Origin of the sequence: Aureimonas phyllosphaerae, from assembly GCF_900113065.1 — a bacterium.
Lineage (GTDB): Bacteria > Pseudomonadota > Alphaproteobacteria > Rhizobiales > Rhizobiaceae > Aureimonas > Aureimonas phyllosphaerae.
In genome coordinates this window covers 45,720-61,714 of the sequence record NZ_FOOA01000003.1, presented here as the reverse complement: position 1 = coordinate 61,714, position 15,995 = coordinate 45,720, and the positions used below count along the sequence as shown (strand labels likewise).

The window sequence follows — 15,995 nt, the reverse complement described above, 5'->3', positions numbered from 1 at the left end:
CGAAAGTCAAGCGGCGTCAGATCGGATCCGCCGTTGCGGCAGTTTCCACCAGTCGGACCCCGGCCTGACGGCAGATGTCGCGCACTTCCTCCGAGCCGCAGCGATCGGTGACGAAGCTTTGCACCTGCGAGATGTGGCCGATTCGAACGGGTGCGCTGCGCTCGAACTTCGAGGAGTCAGAAACGAGGATCACATGGCGGGCGTTGGCCATGATTGCCTGCGCTACGCGAACCTCGCGGTAGTCGAAGTCGAGAAGGGCACCGTCGGAATCGATGGCCGAGACGCCGACGATGGCGAAGTCGACCTTGAACTGTCGGATGAAGTCGACCGCGGCTTCCCCGACGATGCCGCCGTCGGTGCGCCGGATCACGCCGCCGACCACGATCACCTCGATATGCGGGCTCGCGCGCATGACGTTGGCGACGTTGAGATTGTTCGTGATCACGAGGAGACCGGCATGATGCAGCAGCGCTTGGGCCGCCGCCTCCGTCGTCGTGCCGATGTTGATGAAGAGCGAGGACCGATCGGGCACGAGGTCGGCGGCCGCGCGACCGATCTCGAGCTTCTCCGTGGCGGCGATGGCACGGCGCGCATCGTAGCCGACGTTCTCGGCCCCTGATCCCAGCACCGCACCACCATGGATGCGCGAGAGCAGGCGCTGCTCGCAAAGCTCGTTCAGGTCCTTGCGGATCGTCTGGACGCTGACCTCGAACCGGCCAGCCAAGGCGTCGACGAGAACCTTGCCCTCACGTTTGGCCGTTTCGACGATTCGGGCCTGACGCTCGGACAACATGCGGACCCTCGTTCGATTGTGAGCGAAAAGCGAAAGCGGAATGCTACGAAGCGAAACATAGTGTCAGTTGCGTGCGAAAGGAAACGGGCACATGTTTTCACGCGGAAACCATCGACCAGAAAATTCGCTGGCGGCCCTTTGCCGGAAGCCGAAGCCGCCCTATAGAGCGGCCCCGTCGCATGGTTGACCAAATGTTGTGATCCAGAAGACGGGAGGGACTGATGGATATCGTGAAGGAAAATCGAATGATGAAGGCAGCGAATTTCGCCCTGACGCGCGACGACATGGTGCGCATGGAAGGCGAGGATGCGGCCCGCAGCCATCGCACGCGTCGTGACAACCCGTATCGCCCCGGCAGTGCCGACTGGCGCGCCTGGTGCAACGGGTTCGAAGCCGTCCGCTGACGGAACGACCGCACAACACGGGATCACAGCCGGGTCGAAGTGCTTCGACCCGGGCCATGCCGGTCAAAGGCAGGCGGACAGTCCCAGGATCGGCGCGTAGTTGACGATCGTCACCGCGACCGACACCACGGCCGCAGCGAGGGTGGTCCGCGCAAAGAAGCGCGACATCTCCTCGTCAGCGGGTGCCCGCTGTGCGCGGCGCCAGGTCCACCTGACCAGCCCGGCGAGAATGGCGAGGTGGAGAAGCCAAACGCCGATCAGAACCGCTCGCTGCAGCGAGATCGGACCGATGTCTCGATCCTCCCAGCCGAACGCGCATCCGATCGACAGAAGCGCATAGAGCGCGACGAAGGCTGAACTCCAGACGACGAGTCCGGCAACCAGCACGATGAGATTGGCGGCGGAGCGATCCCCGATCACGGCGCGACCCTTTCCACCGCAGCCAGCCAAGGCATGATGGCCACGAACGCCAGGCCAATGATCCCCGTAGCGGCGGTGTACCCGTGCCACAACGCGCCGATCGACAGGTCGGCGCTGCGCCGCGCCGATACAATGCCGGCTCGGATGCGCCAGAGACCGAACAGGGCGAAAACGAGACCGACGGCGGCGTGGAAGCCGAGATAGGTGAGAATTGCCGCGGTCAGCGCGAGATGCGCGTGGCTTGTGGGCTCGGGTACCTGCCAGACGAGCCATCCGAGGAGCGCGGTGGCGCCGGCGCTTCCGGCAACCGCAACGATCATTCCGGGAAGGCCCGAGCCCTTCTTCAAAGAACGCAGCGCGAAGGCCGCTCCGCCGACGGCGACAAGGAGGGCCGCGGCTGCGGCGACGAGGATCGTTGCAGGCAGGTCAGTCATGAGAGGTGGCGGCCAGCTCGGAGCGACGAGCCACAGGAACAGCGCACCGAACAGGAGCGAGGCGAACATCGTCGCGTCGGCCAGGAGCACGAAGGTCATGCCCCACCAGGACAGTGGACGCGACGTTTCCGGATGGATCGGGAGGCGAAGGCCATGCCCGGCGTCCAGCTCGCCACGGTCGACGGTCGCCCCTGTCGCCCGCGTCCAAAGGAGTAAAAGCCCGAGCGTCGAGACGATGGCTGCGATCGAGAGCGGGTAGACCTTGAACAGCAGCGAGAGGACGAAGACGCCGGTCGACACGGCCGTCCACAGTGGCAGGAAGGTCGGCTGCGGCAGGATCTGGATCGCCTGCGCTCGCCCCGTCGCCATCTCGACCACCAGCGTTTCCTGCCAGTCGTTGCGCGGAATTGCGAGGTATCCTTGGCCGGACGCGAGCTTCCGGCCCGTTTCGGGATCGGAAAACAGGGGATCGCGCCCTTCCACCATGGGCAGCGAGGCAAAGCCGTAGGACGGCGGGGGCGTTGCGGTCGCCCATTCGAGACCGCCGGACTTCCAGGGATTGCGCGGGGCGATGCGCCCGTAGCGGAACTGGAAGATGAAGTCGAAGGCGACGAGGGCAAAGCCCATCGTGGTAATGAAGCCGCCGATCGAGGAGACGAGATTCAGCCAGTCCCAGCCGTAACCGCTCTCGTAGGTGTAGTAGCGGCGCGGCATGCCGAGAAGGCCGGTCAGGTGCATGATCAGGAACGTCAGGTTGAAGCCGACGAAGATCAGCCAGAACGCGACATGGCCGACGCCATAGAGCGGCATACGCCCGCTGAAATGCGGGAGGTAGAAGTAGGCCGCCGCCAGCATCGGGAACACGAAGCCGCCAACGAGGACGTAGTGCATGTGGGCGACCACGAAATGCGTGTCGTGAGCCTGCCAGTCGAACGGCACGATCGCCAGCATGACGCCCGTCAATCCGCCGCAGACGAAGACCACGAAGAAGCCGATGAGGTAGAGCATCGGAAGGGAGAGGCGGGGGCGCCCCGCCATCATCGTGCCGATCCACAGGAAGATCTGCACGCCCGTCGGCACCGCCACGAGCACGCTCGCGGCCGAGAAGAACGCCTGCGCCAGATGGGGAATGCCCACCGTGAACATGTGGTGGACCCAGAGCCCGAAGCTCAGGAACCCCATGGCCGTGACCGAGACGACGATCCAGGAATAGCCGAGCAGCCGGTGTCCGACGAGGACCGGCAGGATGGTCGAGATCATGCCCGCCGCCGGCAGGAAGATGATGTAGACCTCGGGGTGGCCGAAGAGCCAGAAAAGGTGCTGCCACAGAAGCGCGTCGCCGCCGCGCGTGGGATCGAAAAAGGGCAGGTCGAAGGCCCGCTCCATCTCGAGAAGGATCGAGCCTAGGATCAGTGGCGGGAAACCGACCAGCATCATTCCGGCGGTGATCAGGATATACCAGGCGAAGATGGGCATGCGGGCGAGCGACATGCCGGGCGCGCGCACCTTCAGGATCGACACCGTGAGCTCGACCGCCGCGGCCATCGCCGAAATCTCGACGAAGGTGATGCCAAGCAGCCAGACGTCCGCGTTGATACCGGGCGAGTAACGGCCCGACGAGAGCGGGGTGTACATGAACCAGCCGCTGTCTGGCGCCACGCCGACCATCATGGCGACGATCAGGATCGAGCCGCCGAACACATAGCACCAGAACCCGTAGGCTGACATGCGCGGGAAGGCGAGGTCGCGCGCGCCCATCATCTTGGGAAGAAAGTACATCGCCAGCCCTTCGAACATCGGGATGGCGAACAGGAACATCATCACCGTGCCGTGCATGGTGAAGATCTGGTTGTAGAGTTCCGGGCCGACGAAGGCGCTGTGCGGCGAGGCGAGCTGCGCGCGGATCAGCATCGACAGGACGCCGCCGATGGCGAAGAACACGAAGGCCGCGACGATGAAGCGGCGGCCGATCACCGTGTGATTTACGGCCGACAGCTGGCCGAGCCCGCGCGGCGTGCGCCAGATGCGCTCCAGTTCCTGGTGAAGCCGGACGGGCTCGGTCACGCTCATGGGGAGCCCTGTGGGAGTTGGGACAGTGCGGCTTCGAGATCGTCCGGCGCATGCGCCACGACCTCGAACTTCATGGCGGGATGGCCGACCCCGCAGAACTCGGCGCAGACGCCGCCGTAGGTGCCGGGTCGGTCTGCCATCAGGCGGATCGTGTTCACGTGGCCGGGAATGGCGTCAATCTTTCCGCCGAGCCGGGGAACCCAGAAGGCGTGGATCACATCGGTGCCGACGACCCGTATATCGACCGGGCGCCCGGCCGGGAGATGAAGGACGTCGGCGCTCTCGCGCCCGTCGGCATAACGGAAGCGCCATGCCCAGCGATAGGGATGGGCTTCCACGGAATAAAGACCCGGCGTGCCGGGATGCGCCAGCAATCTCTCCCCCGTGACGAGGGCGAAGACCAGGAGAGCGGTCAGGACGATGCCGGGAAAGGCCAGGCCGCCCCATACGAGCCAACGCTTCGGCGGCACGTTTCGCCCGATGCCCGGTTTCCAGAAGGCGATGCCGACCAGCGCCATGACCAGCACGAAGATCGCGGTGGCCCCGGCCAGCATCACCCACCAGAGGAGCGCGGTCGAAGCGGCGGCGGGTCCGGCCGGCTGAAGCGTCGAGAGAGGACCCGTGCAGCCGGCCAGGAGTGGCAGAAGCAGGAAGATGCTCCAGATGCCTTTGCCAGGCATTCGCCGAGTGGATCGCAACGCAGAGACCCGTCGATGAGCAAGTCGGTCACGAGCAAGAGCCCGGTTCTTCGACGGGTGGCGGAAAAGGACGTCAGCTCGGCGATCGCCGTGGCGGGGCATCCGATCCACGCCATGGCCGTCCATTTCCCGATCGCGCTCGTGATCGCAACGCTCGGCTGCGACATCTTCTACTGGTGGTCGGGGGACGACTTCTGGCTTCGCGCCGGCCTCTGGTCCGCCGGCGCAGCGCTCGGGTTCGGCGTGCTCGCCTCGATGGCCGGCACCATGGAGCTGATCTTCGTACCGGGCATCCGCGCTCGGGCGGCGAGTTGGACCCACGCGATCGCCGCGATGATGCTGATCTCGATCATCGCCACGAATTGGGGTCTGCGCCTCGCCAGCCCGGAGTCTATCCTGCCGGTCGGTCTGTTCCTGTCGGTGCTGGGAAGCGTCTTCACGGGGCTGGCGGGATGGCACGGCGGCAAACTGATCCTGCATCATGGCGTCGGCATCATGGTGTCAGACGACGAATGACGTCCTCGCCGACGCGACTGAGACCGCCCGGCTCGAAAGCGGCGGCCGGCATCCAGTCGAGCGACACGGCGGGCTTCGCCAGAACGACCCAGAGAATGCCCGTCAGGACGCTGCAGATGGCTACGGTCGACAGGACGACGCGCCAGGTTCGAAAATGGCCCTCTTCGCGGAACACCGACAGAACCAGAAGACCAAGCCGCACGTGGATCGTCACAAGAAGACCGACCAGAAGCAGCTTGATGGCAAACCAGGGCGTGAACACCTCCCGCAGGAGGATCAGCGCCGTTCCGGTTCCCACCGCGACGAAGGCCGCTGGAGAGACGACGACCACATAAGCAAACCGCGTGAACGCATGGAGCCGGTGGAGTTCCTGTCCATGCCCGAGTGCTTCGCGCTGGCTCATCAGAATCGGCAGCGTCAGGAGACCCGCGGCCCAGACGACCAGCGCAGCGATGTGGAGGCTCTTCGCCCAGACGAGGATCAAACGACCGACCTTTCCCCTACGTCATCGCCGCCTGCCAGCTTGACGACGCCTCCAAGGGCCGCAAGGAGATACGGGATCAGCGCCGGGACCCACATGACGAGGCCGGCGAGTTGCTGGTCGTCCAGAGCCGAAAGGCCGAAAGGTTCGGTCGTCAGGACATGCTGCGCATAGAGCGCGCCCGGCGCGAAGGTGATGAGGGCGCCGAGGAGGCCCATCTGCACAATAACCGTCAGATGCGCGAAAAGGGCCGGCGCGCTCGCGGAGCCGGGGCCGAGCACACAGCGCCAGAAGGCGACTGCCGATCCGAACAGCGTCAGTTCCATCAGCCAGTAGGCGTCATCGCTCGAGAGCGCGAAAGCGTAGGGTTGCGGCGCGTGCCAGAACCAGAGCGTCAGGACGTGAGCCGCCACGGCCGCGCTCAACGATCGGGCGCTGGCGGGCCGCCGCAGCGGAAAGGCGAGGGCCAGCAAGGGTGCCGCCACGGCTACGAGCAGCATGTGATGCACCACGCGCGCGGAAAAGAGCGCTGAGGACAGCGCACAGAGCGGCGAGATCAGCGTGACCGCGAGGACCGCAAGGCAGACGATCAGCCATCGCCGACGGCTGGCGACGTCGCCTCCGTGCCTCCGGATCGCAGCGAGCCCGACCATGAAGCCAAGCGAGAGGGCGGCAATCAAAACCGGATCGAGGTTCCAGGCCCGAAGAAGGTCGCCCGGAACGGGCGCGCTGCCGCAATAGGGATCGTATGCTCGCTCAAGCATGGCCCGGGGCACCGCCTCGTCTCGTGTTGCGTCATCCAGCCTCTCGGACCGACCACCAGCAAGACTAAGGCGTGGAAGCCGTTCGCCAATGGCCGTCTCGGCTCACGGTGGGAGATGACGCGTTCGTGACGCCCTGTCAGGTGCCGCAGAAGGTGCGATAGGGGGCGACCGGACCCGGGTCGGCCCAGCGCGCGGCTGCCGGCTGATCGTCGAAGGGCCTCATCAGAACGGAAAGAAAGGCTTCGAACGGGGCGAAATCGCCGTTCTCCACCGCCGCCGCGATCACCTCCTCGACGCGCTGGTTGCGCGGGATGAAGGCCGGATTCACCCGTCGGATCGATCCCGCGACCTGCTTGGGGTCAAGGTTCCGGGCCGCCAGCCTGTTGCGCCAGGCTTCCTCCCACTCACGGACGGAGGATGGGTCTGCGAACCCCACCTCAGACATGGCACCAGTCGTCCCCTCGGCGAGCGGCGCGAGGGCGCGGAAGGTCGCCGTAAAGTCGGCACCGCCGATCTTCATGCGATCAAGGAGATCCTCGGCGAGCGCCGTGTCGGCCTCGTCGCCGTCCGGAAGGCCGATCTTTTCGATGAGCCCCTGCCGATAGGTCTCGTTGAAGGCATCGGCATAGAGCGAAAGCGCGCCGGTGGCCTGCTCCATCGCCTCCGCCTCGACCGACGACAGCAGGGGCAGGAGGCATTCGGCGAGCCGTGCCAGGTTCCATTGCCCGATCGCCGGCTGGTTGCCGTATGCGTATCGCCCGCCGCGATCGATCGAGCTGAAGACCGTGGCCGGATCGTATCGATCGAGAAAGGCGCAAGGGCCGTAGTCGATCGTCTCGCCGGACACGGCCATGTTGTCGGTGTTCATGACGCCATGCACGAAGCCAAGCAGCATCCATCGCGCGATCAACGCGCCCTGTCGACGGGCAACCCCTTCCAGGAACCGGCGATAGCGATCCGGCGCATCGACGGCGTCCGGCTGGTGGCGGGCGATCGCGTGATCTGCGAGGGCGCGTAGGTTCTCGTCCTCGCCGCGTGCGGCGAAATACTGGAACGTGCCAACGCGGATATGGCTAGCGGCGACCCGCGTGAGCACGGCACCGGGAAATTCCGTTTTGCGGTAGACTGTCTCGCCGGTCGTCACGATCGCCAGCGAGCGCGTGGTCGGGACGCCGAGCGCATGCATCGCCTCGCTGACGAGATATTCACGCAGCACAGGACCCAGCGCGGCCAGCCCGTCGCCCTGCCGCGAATAGGGCGTGATGCCCGAGCCCTTCAGCTGCAGGTCACGACGCCGTCCGTTGCGATCGACGACCTCACCAAGCAGCAGCGCGCGCCCGTCGCCGAGGCGAGGCACGAACTGGCCGAACTGATGGCCGGCATAGACGAGGGCGATCGGCTCCGAGCCCGGCGCCGCGCCGGCGCCCGACAAAATGGCCGCGCCTTCCTCCGTTTCGAGGGATGCGGGATCGATCCCGAGTTCGGTGGCCAGTGCGTAATTCACCTTCACGATCTCTGGCCGTGCGAGAGGTTTGGGTGCGATCGAGGCGTGGAAGCCCTTGGGCAGGCGCGCATAGCTGTTGTCGAACGGTATCGCGATGCCCATCGGTTGGGATCTCCGGGTCGTGTTTCCGAACCCGAGATGGGGCCGGACGGCCGAACTTTCCACCGTTCGAGCATGGTCGCGGGCAAGCTTCCGCTGGCGTCTGGTATCATGAGCATTTATGACGTTCGTTGCGCGGGAATGGGCGCGGACGGGCGATCCTGTGGGAGGGTGTGTCAATGCTGATTGGGATCGACTGGGGCGGTACCAAGATCGAGGGCGTCGCGCTATCGCTAGAAGGCCAAGAGCTCGCGCGCTTTCGCGAGGACACGCCGCGCCACGACTACGACGGCTGCATCACCAAGATCCGCGACATCATCGACCGGCTGGAGGCGACCACGGGTCAGCGAGGCTCGGTCGGCATCGGCATTCCCGGTTCGATGGAGCCGAAGTCGCGCCTCGGAAAGGGCGCGAGTTCCACCTGGCTGCTCAATCGGCCTGTCGAGGCCGATCTACATGCGCGCCTCGGCCGTCCGCTCCGGGTCGAGAATGACGCAGACTGCCTCGCCGCCTCCGAGGCGGTGGACGGCGCGGGCGCCGGCTACAACGTTGTCTTTGCGGTCATCCTCGGCAGCGGTGCCGGCGCAGGCATCGCGGTCGGAGGCAAGGCCCATCACGGCCCCAACAACTCGGCCGGCGAATGGGGTCACAATCCGCTTCCGATGCCGCATGCGTCCGAACTGCCGGGCCAGCCTTGCTACTGCGGCAAGCACGGATGCCTCGAGACATGGGTGTCGGGTCGGGCGTTCGAGGCGGAATACACCCGCCACACCGGCACCGAACTGAAGGCGCGGGAGGTGATGGAGAAGGTGCGGGCCGGCGACCGGCTGGCCGGCCTCATCTGGGACCGCTACTGCGACCGGACGGCGCGGGGTCTTTCGGTGGTGGTCAACACGCTGGACCCGGACGTCTTCGTCATGGGCGGCGGCATGTCGAACATTCCGGAGCTTTACGACGAACTGCCGGGGCGTATCGCGAGGTACACGTTCTCGACCGTCTTCCACACGCCGATCGTCCCATCCCGCCACGGCGATTCCAGCGGCGTGCGTGGTGCCGCCTGGCTGTGGAAGGACGCCTGACGGCAGCGCGCCCCGCATTTCTTCTCCGATTCTCGAAAGGCCTATCATGCAGTCCAGCGAACTCGACCGCCGCTTCGACTTTGCGCTCGTGCTGATCCGGGAGGCCGGAGCGCTGGCGCTCGACTATTTCGCCCGTGTCGAGACCCTGACGATCGCGTCCAAGGGCCTGCAGGACGTCGTCAGCGAGGCCGACGTCGCCGTGGAGAAGCTGATCCGCGGTCGGTTGGCCGAGAGCTTCCCGGACGATGCATTCTTCGGTGAGGAAAGCGGACGCAGCGAGTTCGCGCCCGGCCAGGGCATTTGGGTGGTCGATCCGATCGACGGCACGCAGCCCTTCGTCTGCGGCATGTCGAGCTGGTGCATCTCGATCGCCTTCGTCGAGGGCGGCGTCAACCGCTTCGGTCTGGTCTTCGCACCGGTGCGCCAAGAACTCTTCGCCGGCGGCGCCGGGCGGGGCGCGACCCTGAACGGCAGGCCGATCCGAGTCCGGACGGCCGCCAGCGTGCGCGAGGGGCTGGTCGCAACGGGATACTCGACCCGGCGCCCGCCCTCCGACCTCCTGCCGGTCTTCCAGCGCCTTCTGGAATCCGGCGGCATGTTCTATCGCGACGGATCGGGGGCGCTTTCGCTCGCCTATGTCGCGGCGGGCCGACTGATCGGCTACGTCGAGTCCCACATCAACGCCTACGACTGCCTCGGCGCGATGGCGGTGATCGAAGGGGCCGGCGGTCAGGTCAGCGATTTCCTGTCCGGCGACAGCCTGTTTTCGGGCAATGCGCTGGTGGCCGCCTCACCGGAACTCTTCCCATCCTTGAGCGATCTCGCCCGCTACGGCTGAGCTTGCTTCGGCGCGGCAACTCGGCAACCTTCGGGGCCGAGGCGGCGCATTCAACGACGTTGCCCGATCGAGGAAACGAACTGCGATGAGCGCCTACGACTACGTCATCGCCGGGGGCGGCACGGCGGCCTGCGTCTCCGCGATGCGACTCGTGAAGGAGCACGGGGCCCGCGTCCTGATCCTGGAGCGCGGCCCGGCGAAGACGGCGCGGCTGATGCGAATGCCGGCCGGGTACATGAAGTACCTCGCCCGCGACGACTTTCTCGAAATGCACCAGACCGCCGCGCAGCCGCGTCTCGGCGGGCGGGCGCCGATCGTGCCGCAGGCGAAGGCGCTCGGCGGCGGCAGCGCAGTCAACGCCATGGTCTACATGCGCGGCCAGCGCGAGGACTACGATGGCTGGGACGCCCATCTCGAGGGCGGTTCCGGCTGGGCCTACGAGGACCTGCTGCCGCACTTCCGCGCGCTGGAGCGAAACACCAAGTTCAACGATCGCTATCACGGGATCGACGGCGGGCTTCTCGTCTCCGATCCCGGCGCGCTCTGCGACACGACGCAGGATTATCTCCTGACGGCGCAGGGAATGGGTATCCCGCTCAATCCGGACTTCAACGGCGCGCGCCAGGCGGGCGTCGGCGTGATGCAGCATACGATGGGCGTGCGGAACGGGCGGATGGAGCGTTGCGACGCCGTCACCGCCTTCATCGCCGACCTCCTGAACGACCGTCGCCTGACGATCGTCACGGGGGCGCAGGTGGACCGCGTCCTGTTCGAGGGCGAGCGCGCGGTCGGATTGTCCTACCGCGTGGGCGGACAGGCGAAGACGGTTCATGCAACGCGCGAGGTGCTCCTCGCCGCGGGCACCTACAACACCGCAAAACTCATGATGCTGTCGGGTCTCGGACCGGCAGATCATCTGCGCGAGCACGGGATCGATGTCCGCGCTGATCTACCGGGTCTCGGATCCAGCCTTCAGGACCATCACGAGGTCCCCGTGATCGCGACGACCAAGGGGCCGAGCGGCTATTTCGGTCAGGACAAGGGCTGGCCGATGGTGCGCAACGGCCTGCAATACCTGCTCTTCGCCTCCGGTCCGGTGACGACGACGGGCATCGAGTCCTGCCTGTTCTACGATCCGGACGGGGGCGAGCGGCCGACGATCCAGCTCTATTGCGCGCCCATCGTCTATCTCGACCGCGACGTGTCGAGCGCCAAGCCGAGCCACGGCGTCACGCTGACGTCCTGTCTCCTGCGACCCAAGGCACGAGGGAGCGTGCGACTGCGCTCGGGCGACCCCGACGCGATGCCGCTCGTCGACTCGAACTTCTTCGGCCATCCCGACGACCTGCGCCTGACGGTCGCCTCGCTGCGCTTCGCACGGCAGGTGCTGGCGTCGCGCCCGCTGTCGGACAGGATCCGGGACGAGCTTCTCCCCGGGCGCGACGTGACGGACGATGCTGGCCTCGAGGCCTTCTGCGGCAAGACGGTGAAGACGAATTACCACCCGGTGGGATCGGCTCCGATGGGTCCGGACGGCGATCCGAGGGCCGTACTCGACGCATCCCTGCGCGTGCGCGGCGTCGAGGGCTTGAGGGTGATCGACTGTTCGGCAATGCCGATGATCCCGTCCGGCAACACCAACGCGCCGGTCATGGCGCTGGCGAGCCGTGCTGTGGACCTCATCGCGGGGGACACGCAGGCGAGGGGCGCGGCGGCCTGACCGCCGCACCCAGCTCCGTCAGGCGGCGTTCGAGACCTTGAGGCTGCCGTTCTTGTAGCGCTTGGCCATGTCGGCGAGGTCGATCGCCTTGATGTTGCCGGCATGGCCGGCGGTGCCGAACTCCTCAAAGCGCTGGGCGGCGAGCTTGGTGATCGCCGCCATGCCGGGGCCTAGATACTTGCGCGGGTCGAACTCTTCCGGGTTCTCCGCGAAGACCTTGCGGATCGCGCCGGTCAGCGCGAGGCGGCAATCGGTGTCGATGTTGATCTTGCGCACGCCGTGGCGGATGCCGCGCTGGATCTCCTCGACCGGCACGCCCCAGGTCGGCTTGATCTGGCCACCGTACTTGTTGACGATCTCCTGAAGGTCCTCCGGCACCGACGACGAGCCGTGCATCACGAGATGCGTGTTCGGCAGCTTCTGGTGAATCGCCTCGATGACGTTCATCGCCAGCACGTCGCCGTCCGGCTTGCGCGAGAACTTGTAGGCGCCGTGCGATGTGCCCATGGCCACCGCCAGCGCGTCGACATGCGTGTCCTCGACGAAGCGGGCGGCTTCCTCGGGGTCGGTGAGCAACTGGTCGTGGTCGAGCGTTCCCTCGAAGCCGTGGCCGTCCTCCTGCTCGCCGCCGCCCGTCTCGAGGCTGCCGAGGACGCCGATCTCGCCTTCCACCGACGCGCCGCACCAGTGGGCCATGTCGGACACGCGGCGGGTGATTGCCGCGTTGTAGGCATAGTCGGCGAGCGACTTGCCGTCTTCCTTCAGCGAGCCGTCCATCATCACCGAGGTGAAACCGTGTTGGATGGCGGTGATGCAGGTCGCTTCGTTGTTGCCGTGGTCGAGATGCATGCAGATCGGGATGTCCGGGTGCATCTCCGACAGACCCTCGATCAGCCGCGCGAGGATGAGGTCGTTCGCATATGCGCGCGCGCCGCGGCTCGCCTGGAGGATCACCGGCGAGTCCGTCTTGGCGGCCGCGGCCAGGATCGCGAGGCCCTGCTCCATGTTGTTGATGTTGAACGCGGGCACGCCGTAGCTGTGCTCGGCGGCGTGGTCGAGAAGCTGGCGAAGCGTGATCAGGGCCAAGGGGGTTCTCCGGGCGGGGTCAGGACAGGGACGAGGCGACGTCGGACACGATGGAGAGATAGCCCTCCGCATTCCAGGCGGAACGGCCGATGAACAGGCCGTCGATATGCTCTTGGTTCGCCAGCTCGACGCAGTTGCCGGGATTGACGCTGCCGCCGTAGAGGACGGGCAGGGCGAAGCCCAGTTTCTCGCGGGTCAGCTCCTTGATGCGGGCATGCTGCTCGTTCGCAAAACTCGGTTCGGCCGGCGTCCCGCCTTCGCCGATCGACCAGACCGGCTCGTAGGCGATGATGACCTTGGCGGGCTGACTCCACTCGACGCGCGAGATCAAGGCCTCGGTCTGGCGACGCAGCGCCTCGGCCGTTCGGCCGGCGTCGTATTCCTCGCGCGTGTCACCGATGCAGACGAGGGCGACGAGGCCATGGCGCACGGCGGCTTCCGTCTTAAGCGAGACCGTCTCGTCGGTCTCGCCAAAATGCTCGCGCCGCTCGGAATGCCCGATCTCGACGAGGCGGCCGCCGCAGTCCTTGACCTGAACCGGAGACACCTCGCCGGTCCAGGCGCCGGCGTCCTTCCAGTGCACGTTCTGCGCGCCGACGATGATGTCGGTCTTGTCGAGTGCTTGGGCAACACGATGAAGAACCGTGAAGGGCGGGATCACGAAAAGCTGGGCGCGATCGTCGCTCGCCCACGGGGATCTTGCGACGGTCTCGCAGAAGGCGTCAGCCTCCGCGATCGTCTTGTTCATCTTCCAGCTGGTGCCGATCCAGGGACGCTTGGTCATGCGGGTCGCCTTCTCTCCCGTAAGCGACTGAAAAAACGAACGGGGCCGGTCGATGCTGCTCGGCCGGCCCCGTTCGGGTGTGTTCTGAGCTGTCAGGCGCCGACCTTGGCGCGGGCCTTCTCGGCGACCTTCTCGGGCGTCAGCCCGAAATGCTTGTAGAGATCGCCGCCGGGGGCCGAGGCGCCGAAGCCGGGCAGGCCGACGACGTCGTCCTCCTCCTCGACGAAGCGCGTCCAGCCGAACGGCGAAGCGGCCTCGACCGCGATGCGCGGCGCCGAGCCCAGCACCTCCTCGCGATAGGATTTCGGCTGCTTGGCGAAGAGCTCCCAGCAGGGGAGGGACACCACCGCCGCGCGAACGCCGCTCTCGGTGAGCAGCTTCTGCGCCGCGACCGCGATCTCGACTTCGGAGCCGGTGGCAAGGATCGTCACCTGACGCGCGCCGCCCTCGGCCTCGACAAGCACGTAGCCGCCCTTCGCCGACAGATTCTCACCCACCGATCCGGTGCGCAGCGCCTTCAGGTTCTGGCGCGACAGGACCAGCGTCGTCGGCGACTTCGTGTTGACCAGCGCGGCTTCCCAGCACTCCGCCGTCTCGACGCCGTCGGCCGGGCGCATGACCAGCATGTTCGGCATGGCGCGCAGCGAGGCGAGGTGCTCGATCGGCTGGTGCGTCGGGCCGTCTTCGCCCTGGCCGATCGAGTCATGCGTCATCACGTAGACGACCGGCTGGTGCATCAGTGCCGACAGGCGCATGGCCGGGCGGGCGTAATCGGAGAAGCAGAGGAAGGTGCCGCCGAAGGGCGTGAAGCCACCGTGCAGCGACAGGCCGTTCATGACGGCGGCCATGCCGTGCTCGCGCACGCCATAGTAGATGTAGTTGCCGGACGCGTCCGTCGCCGTCACCGGCTTCATCGCGCCGGCCTTGGTGAGGTTCGAGCCGGTAAGGTCGGCCGAGCCGCCGATGAGCTTGGCGGACTTCGCGACCAGGGCCTCGATCACCGTCTGGCTGGCCTTACGGGTGGCGACCGACGCTGCGTCGGAGGCGAACTTCGCCTTCACGTCGGCGAGGATCGCGGCGGCGTCGCCGTCGAAGCCGTCCGCCATGATGGTCTTCCACGCATCGGCATGGGCGGAAGCGGCGAGGCGCTTCTCCCAGGCATCGGCTTCCGCCGCGCCGCGCGTGCCGACGGCCTTCCAGAAGTCGGTGACGACGTCGGGCAGCACGAAGGGCTCGTGCGCCCACTCGAAATGCTCGCGGGCGAACGCGATGCCCTCGGCGCCGATCGGCGAACCGTGGACGCCGGACGTGCCGGCCTTCTTGCCGGCGCCGTAGCCGATCGTGGTGCGGCAGGCGATGAGCGTCGGCTTGTCCGAGCGGCGCGCGGCCTCGATCGCGGCGGCGACCGCCTCAGGGTCATGTCCGTCCACGGCCGACGTCGCCCAGCCCGACGCCTGCACGCGGGCGGCGAGATCGTCCGACGTCGTGATGTCGGTCGCGCCGTCGATCGTGATGCGGTTGTCGTCCCACAGGACGATGAGCTTGTTCAGCTTCAGGTGGCCGGCGAGCGAGATCGCCTCCTGGCTCACGCCCTCCATGAAGCAGCCGTCGCCGGCGATCGTGTAGGTGTAGTGCGAGACGAGTTCTTCACCGAAGCGCTCGCGCAGGATCTTCTCGCCCAGCGCCATGCCGACGGCTGTGGCGAGACCCTGGCCGAGCGGGCCGGTGGTGGTCTCGATGCCGGCGCCCTCGCCGAATTCGGGGTGACCGGCGGCCTTCGAGCCGAGCTGGCGGAAGCGCTTCAGCTCGTCGATCGTGAAGTCCTCGTAGCCCGTGAGGTGCAGCAGGCTGTAGAGCAGCATCGAGCCGTGGCCGGCCGACAGCACGAAGCGGTCGCGGTCGGGCCAGTGCGGACGCTTGGCGTCGAACTTCATGAACTGGCTGAACAAGACGGTCGCCGCGTCCGACATGCCGAGCGGCATGCCCGGGTGGCCGGAATTGGCCTTTTCCACCGCGTCCATCGACAGGAAGCGGATGCCGCTGGCCATCGCGCGGATCTGCTTGGCATCCAGGCTGGGGGCTTGTGTCGTGTCCACGGTGGTCGTCTCCCTCGATCTTGGTCGCGGCGCTTCAGTGGGCCCTGCGCGAAGCGACCCGGCCTGCCGGACTCGCGCGGTGCTGCGCCAGCAGAACCACGCCACGGCGCTTGAATCAATCCGCGCGACATGAAAAACGTTCATATGAACGCATGCCTGCCATATGAACAGCCATGGCTCATCGCCGTCGATACGTGAAGTCTGACCTG

Annotated in this window: 15 protein-coding genes; 5 read left to right on the top strand and 10 right to left on the bottom strand. The window is 66.6% G+C overall.

What is annotated here, in order from left to right; translation table 11 throughout:
* Nucleotides 1-16 precede the first annotated feature (16 nt).
* Nucleotides 17-793: a DeoR/GlpR family DNA-binding transcription regulator gene (locus BM175_RS05420; protein ID WP_090960392.1), complete on the bottom strand. Its 777-nt coding sequence runs from the start codon at nucleotides 791-793 to the stop codon at nucleotides 17-19.
* Nucleotides 794-1,038: 245 nt separating this feature from the next.
* Here BM175_RS05420 and BM175_RS22630 point away from each other — a divergent pair, with 245 nt between their 5' ends.
* On the top strand, nucleotides 1,039-1,197 hold the full coding sequence (locus BM175_RS22630) for a hypothetical protein (protein ID WP_175526770.1): 159 nt from the start codon (nucleotides 1,039-1,041) through the stop codon (nucleotides 1,195-1,197).
* A 63-nt stretch (nucleotides 1,198-1,260) separates the two neighbouring features.
* On the opposite strand, the gene BM175_RS05410 is transcribed toward BM175_RS22630, so the two are convergent.
* Genes BM175_RS05410 through coxB form a run of 3 tightly spaced genes read right to left on the bottom strand, consistent with a single transcriptional unit; the run spans nucleotide 1,261 to nucleotide 4,801 of the window.
* Complete coding sequence (locus tag BM175_RS05410) at nucleotides 1,261-1,617, bottom strand: hypothetical protein (protein ID WP_090960388.1); 357 nt, start codon at nucleotides 1,615-1,617, stop codon at nucleotides 1,261-1,263.
* On the bottom strand, nucleotides 1,614-4,121 hold the full coding sequence (gene ctaD, locus BM175_RS05405; protein ID WP_090960385.1) for a cytochrome c oxidase subunit I: 2,508 nt from the start codon (nucleotides 4,119-4,121) through the stop codon (nucleotides 1,614-1,616). The genes BM175_RS05410 and ctaD overlap by 4 nt, the downstream gene beginning before the upstream one ends.
* Entirely contained in the window at nucleotides 4,118-4,801 is a 684-nt protein-coding gene (coxB, locus tag BM175_RS05400; RefSeq protein ID WP_210185768.1) for a cytochrome c oxidase subunit II, read from the bottom strand. Before coxB ends, ctaD begins: the two co-directional genes overlap by 4 nt.
* Nucleotides 4,802-4,834: 33 nt before the next feature.
* Between coxB and BM175_RS05395 the strand changes: the two genes are divergently transcribed.
* Complete coding sequence (locus tag BM175_RS05395; RefSeq protein WP_090960380.1) at nucleotides 4,835-5,335, top strand: DUF2231 domain-containing protein; 501 nt, start codon at nucleotides 4,835-4,837, stop codon at nucleotides 5,333-5,335.
* Here the strand turns inward: BM175_RS05395 and BM175_RS05390 are convergent.
* From BM175_RS05390 to BM175_RS05380, 3 genes are all read right to left on the bottom strand, one after another.
* Entirely contained in the window at nucleotides 5,313-5,819 is a 507-nt protein-coding gene (locus BM175_RS05390) for a CopD family protein (RefSeq protein ID WP_090960377.1), read from the bottom strand. The genes BM175_RS05395 and BM175_RS05390 overlap by 23 nt on opposite strands.
* On the bottom strand, nucleotides 5,816-6,580 hold the full coding sequence (locus tag BM175_RS05385) for a cytochrome c oxidase assembly protein (RefSeq protein WP_090960374.1): 765 nt from the start codon (nucleotides 6,578-6,580) through the stop codon (nucleotides 5,816-5,818). The genes BM175_RS05390 and BM175_RS05385 overlap by 4 nt, the downstream gene beginning before the upstream one ends.
* Before the next feature lie 136 nt (nucleotides 6,581-6,716).
* Nucleotides 6,717-8,186 carry a protein adenylyltransferase SelO gene (locus tag BM175_RS05380; RefSeq protein WP_090960371.1) on the bottom strand — a complete coding sequence of 490 codons (1,470 nt, stop codon included), beginning with the start codon at nucleotides 8,184-8,186 and terminating at the stop codon, nucleotides 6,717-6,719.
* 176 nt (nucleotides 8,187-8,362) lie between these two features.
* On the opposite strand from BM175_RS05380, the gene BM175_RS05375 reads away from it, so the two are divergent.
* The 3 genes from BM175_RS05375 (at nucleotide 8,363) to BM175_RS05365 (ending at nucleotide 11,820) form a co-directional block, all read left to right on the top strand.
* Nucleotides 8,363-9,262 carry an ROK family protein gene (locus BM175_RS05375; RefSeq protein WP_090960369.1) on the top strand — a complete coding sequence of 300 codons (900 nt, stop codon included), beginning with the start codon at nucleotides 8,363-8,365 and terminating at the stop codon, nucleotides 9,260-9,262.
* A gap of 46 nt (nucleotides 9,263-9,308) precedes the next feature.
* Nucleotides 9,309-10,100, top strand: a complete 792-nt coding sequence (locus BM175_RS05370) for an inositol monophosphatase family protein (protein WP_244545886.1) — start codon at nucleotides 9,309-9,311, stop codon at nucleotides 10,098-10,100.
* An 85-nt stretch (nucleotides 10,101-10,185) separates the two neighbouring features.
* A complete protein-coding gene (locus tag BM175_RS05365; RefSeq protein WP_090960366.1) occupies nucleotides 10,186-11,820 on the top strand; it encodes a GMC family oxidoreductase in 1,635 nt (544 codons plus the stop codon).
* Between the two features lie 18 nt (nucleotides 11,821-11,838).
* Here BM175_RS05365 and fba read toward each other — a convergent pair whose 3' ends face one another.
* From fba to tkt, 3 genes are all read right to left on the bottom strand, one after another.
* On the bottom strand, nucleotides 11,839-12,906 hold the full coding sequence (fba, locus tag BM175_RS05360) for a class II fructose-bisphosphate aldolase (RefSeq protein WP_090960363.1): 1,068 nt from the start codon (nucleotides 12,904-12,906) through the stop codon (nucleotides 11,839-11,841).
* 19 nt (nucleotides 12,907-12,925) lie between these two features.
* Nucleotides 12,926-13,690: a triose-phosphate isomerase gene (locus tag BM175_RS05355; RefSeq protein ID WP_090960360.1), complete on the bottom strand. Its 765-nt coding sequence runs from the start codon at nucleotides 13,688-13,690 to the stop codon at nucleotides 12,926-12,928.
* Between the two features lie 92 nt (nucleotides 13,691-13,782).
* Nucleotides 13,783-15,930: a transketolase gene (gene tkt, locus BM175_RS05350; RefSeq protein WP_090960357.1), complete on the bottom strand. Its 2,148-nt coding sequence runs from the start codon at nucleotides 15,928-15,930 to the stop codon at nucleotides 13,783-13,785.
* Nucleotides 15,931-15,995: the final 65 nt, after the last annotated feature.